This window comes from Mesorhizobium sp. M4A.F.Ca.ET.050.02.1.1 (assembly GCF_003997725.1).
GTDB lineage: Bacteria > Pseudomonadota > Alphaproteobacteria > Rhizobiales > Rhizobiaceae > Mesorhizobium.
In genome coordinates this window covers 1-1,893 of record NZ_RZSG01001007.1, presented here as the reverse complement: position 1 = coordinate 1,893, position 1,893 = coordinate 1, and the positions used below count along the sequence as shown (strand labels likewise).

3 protein-coding genes are annotated in these 1,893 nt (G+C 66.2%); 2 read left to right on the top strand and 1 reads right to left on the bottom strand.

The features are described 5' to 3' along the window. Window positions 1-563: polysaccharide biosynthesis protein (locus EOA33_RS34305; protein ID WP_190234474.1), on the top strand; the 563-nt coding region annotated here is incomplete at its 5' end. Between the two features lie 115 nt (window positions 564-678). After that, complete coding sequence (locus EOA33_RS34300) at window positions 679-1,224, top strand: sugar transferase (protein ID WP_189375381.1); 546 nt, start codon at window positions 679-681, stop codon at window positions 1,222-1,224. Here the strand turns inward: EOA33_RS34300 and EOA33_RS34295 are convergent. After that, a partial coding sequence (locus EOA33_RS34295) for an NAD-dependent epimerase/dehydratase family protein (protein WP_127407624.1) occupies window positions 1,212-1,893 on the bottom strand: 682 nt, incomplete at its 5' end. The genes EOA33_RS34300 and EOA33_RS34295 overlap by 13 nt on opposite strands.

Below are 1,893 nucleotides of genomic sequence, written 5' to 3'. Positions count from 1 at the left end.
GCAATGTGTTCGGCTCCAACGGTTCGGTGGCGACCATCTTCCAGGCGCAGATCGAAGCCGGCGGCCCCGTCACCATCACCGACCGGCGCATGACCCGCTATTTCATGACCGTGGCAGAGGCCGTCGATCTCGTCATCATGTCGGCCGCGGATGCCGAGCAGCGGGAGGGCAAGGACGACTACGCCATCTATATGTTGGACATGGGCAAGCCGGTGCCGATCCTCGAAGTCGCCGAAACCATGATCCGCATGGCCGGCAAGAACCCCTACACCGACATCGCGATCCGCTTCACCGGCATCAGGCCGGGCGAAAAGCTGCACGAGACGCTGCAGGGCGAGAATGAAGAGGTCGTCGCGCTCGATATCGCCAAGATTTTTGGCCTGCGCGCCGAAGTGGTGTCATGGCCGAGAATTCAGGTCGCCCTGACGGCATTGCAGGCGGCAATACGTGACCAGGACAAGGCGGCCGCTCTTGCCGTGTTGGCGGGACTGCATGAGGCTGAAAAGCCGCCGGTTGAGGCACCGCGGGAAACCGGCCCGAAATCAGTTGGACGGGCAGGTTAGACCTGTCCGGCGCGTCGATGATTGGCTATTGAAGCCAAGCCCGGCGATCCTCGCGCATTGGCCATGGCATTCGGCTGCGCCGGATTTGGGACCATCGACCGCGGAGCAGCATTGGATGACCCTGAAAGGGCCGAAGCGAACCTTCGATCTTGTGGTGGCTGCCTCGATGCTGGTGGCGTCGTCGCCCGTGCTGCTTGTTGCAATGCTGGCCATCAAGGCATCGTCGCCTGGGCCGGCGCTCTTTTCCCAGACCCGGGTCGGGCAGGGCGGTGTGCCATTTCGCTGCCACAAGCTGCGGACCATGTACCGAGGAACGCCGTCCTTGCCCACGCATGAGGCGCCGCCGCAATCCGTTACCGCCGTCGGCAAGGCGTTGCGCCGGGCCAAGATCGACGAGTTGCCTCAGCTTTGGAACGTGCTGAAAGGCGAAATGAGCCTTGTCGGCCCGCGCCCATGCCTGCCCACGCAGACGGAACTGGTCGAGCGCCGCCGGGACCTGGGCGTGCTCTCGGCGCTTCCCGGCATGACCGGCCTCGCGCAGATCCGGGGTATCGACATGTCGACCCCCGTGCTTTGCGCCGAGACCGATGCCGCCTACCTGCGGACTGCCTCGCTCGGCCTCGATCTCAGGATATTGCTGGGAACCATCTATCGCGCTTGAGCGTCGCCCGAGCGGCTTCGCCGCGCCAGTTCGGTGAGCTGCTCCAGCGTATCGGTTTCCGGCGCCCAGCCCTCCGCAAAAAGCAGCGACGGATCGCAAATCTGCGTTGCCGCCAGGGCTTCCCATTCCTTGGCCTTGCCGAACAGCCTTGCCGCCAGCCGCATCGGAGCGGCGGGCACGGCAACCAGGCGCGGCGGCCGTCCGAAACCGCGCCGGAAGGCGGTGACGATCTCGGAGATCGCGGCGGGCGGGCGGTCGCCGGCTATATAAATGGGCCGCAGCGGCTTCGGTTTGGTCAACAGCCGCAGCACCGCGCCGGCCACGGCGCCGGTCGAAATCAGCGAGCGGGTCCCGGTCAGGGCCGCTGTCGGCAGCGGCAAGGCGCTATCGGCAAGCCGCATCAGCGTTGCCAGGTTTCCCTTCATGCCCTCGCCATGAACAGGCGGCAGGCGCAGCACGGCGGCGTCGGAACGGCCCGCCGATCGGTAGGCGTCGAGCGTCCTGATCTCGCCGTCGCGCTTCGAGCGGCCATAGGCGTCTTGCGGAGCAGGAACCGTTGCCTCGTCGATCGTGCCGCTGAAGTCCGGGCCGACGACCGCCCGGATCGACGACAGATAGAGGAAGCGTCCGCTTGCTAGCGCCGCCGCGGCACGCGCGAGCAGGCCGGTC

Coding starts and splice junctions, on each gene's coding strand:
- EOA33_RS34300 (WP_189375381.1), top strand. CDS start 679: ATGACCCTGAAAGGGCCGAAGCGAACCTTCGATCTTGTGGTGGCTGCC.